This is a genomic window from Pseudomonas sp. NPDC087598 (assembly GCF_044743525.1).
GTDB lineage: Bacteria > Pseudomonadota > Gammaproteobacteria > Pseudomonadales > Pseudomonadaceae > Aquipseudomonas.
Genome location: NZ_JBIUWQ010000094.1, coordinates 1 through 7942, shown reverse-complemented (window position 1 = coordinate 7942; position 7942 = coordinate 1). Strand labels below are relative to the sequence as shown.

The 7942-nt window shown below is 58.2% G+C and carries 10 protein-coding genes; 9 read left to right on the top strand and 1 reads right to left on the bottom strand.

Going from position 1 to position 7942, the window contains the following annotated elements; translation table 11 throughout:
* The 5 genes from ACIOWE_RS28710 to ACIOWE_RS28690 all read left to right on the top strand — a co-directional run.
* Positions 1-277: tRNA-guanine transglycosylase (locus ACIOWE_RS28710; RefSeq protein WP_401398274.1), on the top strand; the 277-nt coding region annotated here is incomplete at its 5' end.
* Between the two features lie 43 nt (positions 278-320).
* A complete protein-coding gene (gene yajC / locus ACIOWE_RS28705) occupies positions 321-659 on the top strand; it encodes a preprotein translocase subunit YajC (RefSeq protein ID WP_003227923.1) in 339 nt (112 codons plus the stop codon).
* A 64-nt stretch (positions 660-723) separates the two neighbouring features.
* On the top strand, positions 724-2592 hold the full coding sequence (secD, locus tag ACIOWE_RS28700; RefSeq protein ID WP_401398272.1) for a protein translocase subunit SecD: 1869 nt from the start codon (positions 724-726) through the stop codon (positions 2590-2592).
* Between the two features lie 9 nt (positions 2593-2601).
* The gene (gene secF / locus ACIOWE_RS28695) at positions 2602-3516 is read left to right on the top strand and encodes a protein translocase subunit SecF (protein WP_401398271.1); all 915 of its coding nucleotides are present in this window, start codon (positions 2602-2604) and stop codon (positions 3514-3516) included.
* A 120-nt stretch (positions 3517-3636) separates the two neighbouring features.
* On the top strand, positions 3637-4185 hold the full coding sequence (locus ACIOWE_RS28690) for a glycine zipper 2TM domain-containing protein (protein ID WP_401398269.1): 549 nt from the start codon (positions 3637-3639) through the stop codon (positions 4183-4185).
* A 236-nt stretch (positions 4186-4421) separates the two neighbouring features.
* Here the strand turns inward: ACIOWE_RS28690 and suhB are convergent, their stop codons facing one another.
* Complete coding sequence (suhB, locus tag ACIOWE_RS28685; protein ID WP_401398267.1) at positions 4422-5240, bottom strand: inositol-phosphate phosphatase; 819 nt, start codon at positions 5238-5240, stop codon at positions 4422-4424.
* A 145-nt stretch (positions 5241-5385) separates the two neighbouring features.
* On the opposite strand from suhB, the gene trmJ reads away from it, so the two are divergent.
* From trmJ to ACIOWE_RS28665, 4 genes are all read left to right on the top strand, one after another.
* Entirely contained in the window at positions 5386-6156 is a 771-nt protein-coding gene (trmJ, locus tag ACIOWE_RS28680; RefSeq protein WP_025109223.1) for a tRNA (cytosine(32)/uridine(32)-2'-O)-methyltransferase TrmJ, read from the top strand.
* A gap of 3 nt (positions 6157-6159) precedes the next feature.
* Positions 6160-6936: a serine O-acetyltransferase gene (cysE, locus tag ACIOWE_RS28675; protein WP_007916901.1), complete on the top strand. Its 777-nt coding sequence runs from the start codon at positions 6160-6162 to the stop codon at positions 6934-6936.
* Positions 6937-7182: 246 nt separating this feature from the next.
* A complete protein-coding gene (iscR, locus tag ACIOWE_RS28670) occupies positions 7183-7674 on the top strand; it encodes a Fe-S cluster assembly transcriptional regulator IscR (protein ID WP_003227911.1) in 492 nt (163 codons plus the stop codon).
* A 47-nt stretch (positions 7675-7721) separates the two neighbouring features.
* On the top strand, positions 7722-7942 hold a 221-nt coding region (locus tag ACIOWE_RS28665), incomplete at its 3' end, for an aminotransferase class V-fold PLP-dependent enzyme (protein WP_401398265.1).

Genomic DNA, 7942 nt, shown 5'->3' with positions numbered 1-7942 from the left:
CGTGCTGAAGATCCGTAACGCGTTCCATCGCCATGATGATTCGCCGCTCGATCCGACCTGCGATTGCTATACCTGCCAGAACTTCTCCCGCGCTTATCTGCATCACCTGGACAAGTGTGGCGAAATGCTGGGAAGCATGCTCAATACCATCCATAACTTGCGCCATTATCAGGTGCTCATGGCTGGTTTGCGCGAGGCTATTCAACAGGGTACATTGGCCGCCTTTGTCGATGCCTTCTACGCCAAACGCGGGCTCCCCGTTCCGCCTTTGGACTGAGTTTTCTGACCCCAAGATTCAACATTTGCAACTGGAGTGCTAAATGAGCTTTTTTATCTCTAACGCCATGGCTGACGCGGCTGCACCGGCTGCTGCCGGCCCAATGGGCGGCGGTTTCGAGTGGATTTTCCTGGTCGGCTTCCTGGTCATCTTCTACCTGATGATCTGGCGTCCACAGGCCAAGCGCGCCAAAGAGCAGAAGAACCTGCTGAGCAGCCTTGCGAAGGGCGACGAAGTGGTCACCACCGGCGGCATCGCCGGCAAGATCACCAAAGTGGCCGATGACTTCGTGGTTCTGGAAGTTTCCGACACCGTGGAAATGAAGTTCCAGAAAGGCGCCATCGCCGCCACGCTGCCAAAAGGCACGCTGAAAGCGATCTAAAGGTAACAACTTCTACTCAATCGACGGGGCGCGCAAGGCGCCCCGCGTCATAACGGGCGGCGTGATGCTGAACAAATACCCTCTGTGGAAATACATTCTGATCCTGGCGGTGCTGGCGGTCGGTCTGATTTATTCCGCTCCCAATCTTTACCCCGATGACCCGGCCATTCAGATCAGCGGCGCCAGCACGGCTCTGCAGGTCAATCAGGCCGATCTGGATCGCGTAAGCACCGCGCTTCACGAGTCCGGGATCAACGTCAAGGCAGCCACACTGGCGGCAAACGGCAAGGGCGGTCTGATCCGTCTGTCCAAGGCTGAAGATCAACTGCCGGCCAAAGACGTTGTGCGCAAGGCATTGGGTGATGACTACGTCGTCGCGCTGAACCTGGCACAGACCACCCCGCAATGGCTGCGCAATCTGGGCGCGCACCCGATGAAGCTGGGTCTGGACTTGTCCGGTGGTGTGCACTTCCTGCTCGAAGTCGACATGGACAAAGCACTCGATGCACGCCTGAAAGTCTACGAAGGCGACGTCAAGAGCCTGCTGCGCAAAGAGAAGCTGCGCTATCGCAGCCTGCCGCAACTGGGCGGTGCCATCCAGCTGGGCTTCGCTGATGAAGACAGCCGTGAACAGGCCCGTGCGCTGATTCGCAAGAACTTCAACGATTTCGACATTGTTCCGGCCGACCTCAACGGTCAACCGGTGCTGCGTCTGGCGATGACCCCGGCCAAGCTGGCGGAAATCCGTGAATACTCCATCAAGCAGAACTTGACCACGGTACGTAACCGCGTCAACGAACTGGGTGTTGCCGAACCGATCGTTCAGCGTCAGGGTGCCAACCGCATCGTGGTTGAGCTGCCGGGCGTGCAGGACACTGCCGAAGCCAAGCGTATTCTCGGCAAGACGGCCAACCTTGAGTTCCGTCTGGCTGCAGAGCCGGGCGCTTCGAAAGCCACTTCCGAAACCTTCGAGTTCCGTGAAGGCAAGCGTCCTCCTGCGCAGATCGAGCGTGGCCTGATCATCACCGGTGACCAGGTGACTGATGCCAAGGCCGGTTTCGGCGAACACGGTACGCCTGAAGTGAACATCCGTCTGGATGGCCATGGTGGCGAGCTGATGAGCCGCGCAACCCGCTCCAACGTTGGTCGCAGCATGGCGGTGATCTTCATCGAGCAGCGTCCGGTCACCACTTACACCAAGCAAGTGGTTGATGGCGTCGAGAAAGACGTCGCTGTGCAGGCGTTCAAGGAAGAGAAGAAGATCATCAGCCTGGCGACCATTCAGTCGCCGCTGGGTGCGCAATTCCGCATCACTGGCCTGAACGGCCAGGGCGAATCGTCCGAACTGGCGCTGCTGCTGCGTGCCGGTGGTCTGGCGGCGCCGATGTACTTCGCTGAAGAGCGCACAATCGGCCCGAGCCTGGGTGCTGACAACATCACCAAAGGTATCGATGCGTCGCTGTGGGGCATGCTGTTCGTGTCGCTGTTCATCATCGCCATCTACCGCTTCTTCGGCATCATCGCCACCGTCGCGCTGGCGGTGAACATGGTGCTGCTGCTGGCTCTGATGTCGTTGCTGGGTGCAACGCTGACCCTGCCGGGTATAGCCGGTATCGTTCTGACCATGGGTATGGCGGTCGACGCCAACGTGCTGATCTTCTCGCGGATCCGTGAAGAGATCGCCGCCGGCATGACCGTGCAGCGTGCAATCAACGAAGGCTTCGGCCGGGCATTCACCGCGATTCTCGACGCCAACCTGACAACATTGTTGGTCGGCGGCATTCTCTTTGCCATGGGCACCGGCCCGGTCAAAGGTTTCGCAGTGACCATGTCCCTCGGGATCTTTACCTCGATGTTCACGGCCATCATGGTGACCCGCGCAATGGTCAACCTGATCTTCGGCGGACGTGACTTCAAGAAGTTGTGGATTTAAGGGGCTGCCATGTTACGTACAATCAACTTCATGGGCGTTCGCAACTTTGCGTTCGGCGTCACAGTGTTTCTTACGGTGCTGGCTATTTTCAGCGTCTTCCACAAGGGCATGAACTGGGGTCTGGACTTCACCGGTGGTACGCTCATCGAGCTGACCTACGAGCGTCCGGCTGACGTCACCAAGGTGCGTGAGCAACTGGTGACTTCGGGTTACCACGAAGCCATCGTGCAGAACTTCGGTGCAACTACCGATTTGCTCGTGCGTATGCCGGGTGAAGATCCGCAGCTGGGCCATCAGGTTGCAGAAGCTCTGCAGAAGGTCGGCGGCGATAACCCGGCGACCGTCAAGCGCGTCGAGTTCGTCGGCCCGCAGGTCGGTGAAGAGCTGCGCGACCAGGGTGGCCTCGGCATGCTGCTGGCGCTCGGCGGCATCCTGATCTACCTGGCTTTCCGCTTTCAGTGGAAATTCGCGGTCGGCGCCATCGTTTCGCTGATCCACGACGTGATCGTGACCATCGGTATCCTGTCGTTCTTCCAGATCACCTTCGACCTGACGGTACTGGCGGCGGTGCTGGCGATCATCGGTTACTCGCTGAACGACACCATCGTTGTATTCGACCGGGTGCGTGAGAACTTCCGCGTACTGCGCAAGGCTACGCTGATCGAGAACATCAACATCTCGACCACCCAGACCCTGCTGCGCACCATGGCGACTTCGATCTCCACCTTGCTGGCGATCGCGGCGCTGCTGTTCTTCGGTGGCGACAACCTGTTCGGCTTCTCCATTGCCCTGTTCATCGGTGTTCTGGCGGGTACTTACTCGTCGATCTACATCGCGAACGTGGTGCTGATCTGGCTGAACCTGAGCACTGAAGACCTGATTCCACCGGCCAACACCGAGAAGGAAATCGACGACCGCCCATAACGGCCATCGTTTTCCCGGTTGTCAGTCGAAAAAGGCGCGAGTTGAACTCGCGCCTTTTTTTATGCTCCAAGGCTGGGAGAAGCGCGGGCGTGTCCCGCATGTGATGGTCAGGAGGTTCATGTGAACAAGTCGTTGCTGGTTGGTGCGGTATTGGGTGCTGTCGGTGTGACTGCCGGGGGTGCTGTTGCCACCTACAGCCTGGTTAAAAGCGGCCCTGAGTATGCGCAAGTATTGGCCGTCGAACCGGTCAAGACACAGATCAAGACTCCACGTGAAGTGTGCAAGGACGTGGCGGTAACCCGGCAGAAACCGGTTCAGGATCAACACCAGATCCTCGGTACTGCCATTGGTGCGGTAGCGGGTGGTTTGTTGGGTAACCAGATCGGCGGCGGCACCGGCAAGAAAATTGCCACGGTGGCCGGTGCGGTTGGTGGCGGTTATGCCGGTAACAAGGTTCAGGAAGGCATGCAGAACCGCGATACCTACACCACGACTCAGACTCGCTGTAACACAGTGAATGACATCAGTGACAAGGTTGTAGGTTACGACGTGCGTTATTCGCTGGACGGCAAGGAAGGCAAAGTGCGCATGGATCGTGATCCGGGCAACCAGATTCCGGTCGACAAGGAAGGCAAGCTGATCCTGTCGCAGAATCAGCCGGGTCAGTAATCTGGTAAGTGTTTAAAAAAAGCACCCTACGGGGTGCTTTTTTGTGCCTGCGATTCAGGTCCACCACAAATCCCCTGTAGGAGTGAGCCTGCTCGCGATAGCGATGTATCAGTCAACATTGACGCTGACCAATACACCGCTATCGCGAGCAGGCTCACTCCTACAATGGTTTGGCGGTGCTCTTTCAGGCATAAAAAAAGCACCCCTAAGGGTGCTTTTTTCGTTTCGCCAGAAGCTTAGCGCTTCAGCGAAGCCGGCAGGTGCGGCTGGATCGCCGTCAGGACTGCCTTGAAGCATTTGGTGTTGCCGGCAACGATATGGCCTTTTTCAAGGAAGTCGTGACCGCCAGTGAAGTCGCTCACCAGGCCGCCAGCCTCTTGAATCAGCAGGGCGCCCGCAGCCATGTCCCACTCGGACAGGCCCGACTCCCAGAACGCGTCGAAACGACCGGCAGCGACATAAGCCAGATCCAGGCTTGCCGAGCCGGCGCGGCGGATGCCGGCAGTCTGGCCAACCAGGGCGCGGAACATGCCCAGGTAGTTGTCGAGGTTGTCCATCTGGTCGTCACGGAACGGGAAGCCGGTACCCAACAGTGCGCCGTCGAGGCTGGTGCGACCGCTGACGCGCAGGCGACGACCGTTCAGTTGAGCGCCGCGACCACGGCTGGCAGTGAATTCTTCCTGGCGAACCGGATCCAGAACAACAGCGTGCTCCAGACGACCACGATATTTGCAGGCAATGCTGACAGCGAAGTGAGGAATGCCGCGTAGAAAGTTGGTGGTGCCGTCCAGCGGATCGATGATCCACAGGTACTCTTCGCCTTCGATGCCGGTGCCGGCGTGCAGGCCAGTCTCTTCACCCTGGATCGAGTGATTCGGGTAAGCCTTGCGCAGGGCATCGATGATTTTCTGTTCTGCGGCGCGATCAACCTCGGATACGTAATCCTTGGCGTCTTTTTCGTCGACCTGGATGGTATCCCGGCGCTCGATGGAGCGGACGATCAGTTCACTGGCGCTGCGGGCGGCGCGCAGCGCGATAGGCAGCATGGTCTTCATGGATGTGTCACCTAAGGTTGTTAAAGAAAGCCGCGCATTCTATCAGAACTTTTCTTCAGGTGAAGGACGCTGTTCGCTTTCATAGCTTAACGGTAGGCTGTTCTGTAAGATTTGCACCCCTTTCCTGTGTCCGAGAGCGCCTCCCTTGCTGCAGAACATTCGTGTCGTCCTGGTCAATACCAGCCACCCCGGCAACATCGGCGGGGCCGCGCGCGCCATGAAAAACATGGGTCTGTCGCGGCTGGTGCTGGTCGAACCGCGGTTATTTCCGCATCACGAAGCCGATGCTCGTGCTTCCGGTGCCGGTGACATCCTTGAAAACGCGCAAGTCGTCGCCACTCTGGAAGATGCCTTGGTCGGCTGCAATCTGGTGCTCGGCACCAGCGCCCGTGACCGCCGTATTCCCTGGCCACTGCTGGATCCGCGTGAATGCGGCAGCAAAGTGGTCGAGGAGGCCGGGCAGGGCGCGGAAATCGCCCTGGTGTTCGGTCGTGAAGATTCCGGCCTGACCAATGACGAGCTGCAGCGATGTCACTTTCACGTGCACATCCCCTCTGACCCGGAATTCAGTTCACTGAATCTTGGGGCGGCGGTGCAGGTGTTGAGCTATGAAGTGCGCATGGCCTGGCTGGCAGCACAAGGGCAGCCGACCAAGATCGAGAAAGAAGAAGTGGCCTCGGTGAAAAGCGCCGAACTGGCGACCATGGATGAGCTGGAGCGATTCTATGAGCATCTGGAGCAGACGCTGGTTGCCATCGAATTCCTCGATCCGGAAAAACCACGACACTTGATGGCGCGCCTGCGCCGGTTGTACGGACGCAGCTCGGTCAGCCGGGCAGAAATGAATATTTTGCGTGGCATCCTCACGGAAACCCAAAAAGCGGCCCGTGGTGAGCTTCTGAAACGGAAGGACTAAATGATGTTTGAGCGTTTGCGTGAAGATATCCAAAGCGTATTCCATCGAGATCCGGCGGCGCGTAACGCTTTTGAAGTCCTGACCTGCTACCCCGGCATGCATGCGATCTGGATTCATCGATTGGCGGGCATGCTCTGGCGCAACGAGCTGAAATGGCTGGCGCGACTGGTGTCGAACTTCGGTCGCTGGTTGACCGGGATCGAGATTCATCCGGGGGCGAAAGTCGGTCGACGCTTCTTTATTGACCACGGCATGGGCATCGTCATTGGCGAAACCGCCGAAATTGGCGATGACGTGACCATTTATCAGGGTGTGACCCTCGGCGGCACCAGCTGGAATAAAGGCAAGCGCCATCCAACGCTGGGTGATGGCGTCGTCGTCGGTGCTGGCGCCAAGGTGCTGGGGCCGTTCACTGTCGGTGCGGGTGCCAAGGTCGGTTCCAACGCGGTGGTGACCAAGGAAGTGCCGCCGGGCGCTACGGTCGTGGGTATTCCGGGGCGAATCATCGTCAAGTCCGATGAGGAGCAGGATGCCAAACGCAAGGCCATGGCCGAGAAAATCGGCTTCGACGCCTATGGTGTCAGCGAAGATATGCCTGACCCGGTCGCGCGCGCGATCGGCCAGTTGCTCGATCACCTGCAAGCGGTGGACGGGCGTCTGGAGGGGATGTGCGGTGCGCTGAAGGATCTTGGCAGCAATTACTGCGCGAAAGATCTGCCTGAGTTGCGTGAAGAAGACTTCGCCTGCGTCAAAGGCAAAGACGAATCCAAAGCCAGCTAAGCCCCCTGAAGGAGCTGCCGAAGGTTTCGAGCTTTTGATCTTATAAAGAGCAAAATCAAAAGATCGCTGCCTGCGGCAGCTCCTGCAGAAGCATCCGGCAGCTGGTGTGCCATTAAGCCGCAGACCCTGATATCATTCGCGCGCTCTTTTGCGGGTAAACCCGACTAAAGCACTAGGTCTTATAGTTGACTTAAATGCTCGGGAATTGCATACTCCCGCCCATTCCGAACTCCGTGGTAACTGTCCATGCGACTGACTACAAAAGGCCGATACGCCGTGACCGCCATGCTTGACCTGGCGTTGCACGCGCAGCACGGGCCCGTGTCTCTGGCCGATATCTCCGAGCGCCAAGGCATCTCCCTGTCCTATCTCGAACAGCTTTTCGCCAAGCTGCGCCGCAGTAACCTGGTTTCCAGTGTTCGCGGCCCCGGTGGTGGTTACCAGCTGTCTCGCGACATGCAGGGCATCCAGGTGGCGCAGGTGATCGATGCGGTCAACGAATCGGTCGATGCGACCAAGTGCCAGGGCCAGGGCGATTGCCATTCCGGCGACACCTGCCTGACCCATCATCTGTGGTGCGACTTGAGCCTGCAGATTCACGAATTTCTAAGTGGTATCAGCTTGGCTGATCTTGTGACTCGCCGTGAGGTGCAAGAAGTAGCCCAGCGTCAGGACCAGCGCCGTTGCAACAGCAAGGCGCCACGCCTGGACAAGATTGAAGCGTCCGCCGTCGAATGACAGCCAAAGAGCTAGCGGCACGCCAGCCCTGATTTAGGAGATAGTCCATGAAATTGCCGATTTACCTTGATTACTCTGCGACCACCCCGGTCGATCCGCGCGTTGCGCAAAAAATGAGTGAATGCCTGCTGGTCGACGGAAACTTCGGTAACCCGGCGTCCCGTTCCCACGTGTTCGGCTGGAAAGCTGAAGAGTCCGTCGAAATCTCCCGTCTTCAGGTGGCGTATCTTGTCAATTCAGTTAAGGTTTTATTGTTTTGGTTTTCATT

What these genes read in the sequence shown, in the direction of transcription:
- yajC (WP_003227923.1), top strand. Translation starts at nt 321, where the DNA reads ATGAGCTTTTTTATCTCTAACGCCATGGCTGACGCGGCTGCACCGGCT.
- secD (WP_401398272.1), top strand. Translation starts at nt 724, where the DNA reads ATGCTGAACAAATACCCTCTGTGGAAATACATTCTGATCCTGGCGGTG.
- secF (WP_401398271.1), top strand. Translation starts at nt 2,602, where the DNA reads ATGTTACGTACAATCAACTTCATGGGCGTTCGCAACTTTGCGTTCGGC.
- suhB (WP_401398267.1), bottom strand. Translation starts at nt 5,240, where the DNA reads ATGAAGACCATGCTGCCTATCGCGCTGCGCGCCGCCCGCAGCGCCAGT.
- cysE (WP_007916901.1), top strand. Translation starts at nt 6,160, where the DNA reads ATGTTTGAGCGTTTGCGTGAAGATATCCAAAGCGTATTCCATCGAGAT.
- iscR (WP_003227911.1), top strand. Translation starts at nt 7,183, where the DNA reads ATGCGACTGACTACAAAAGGCCGATACGCCGTGACCGCCATGCTTGAC.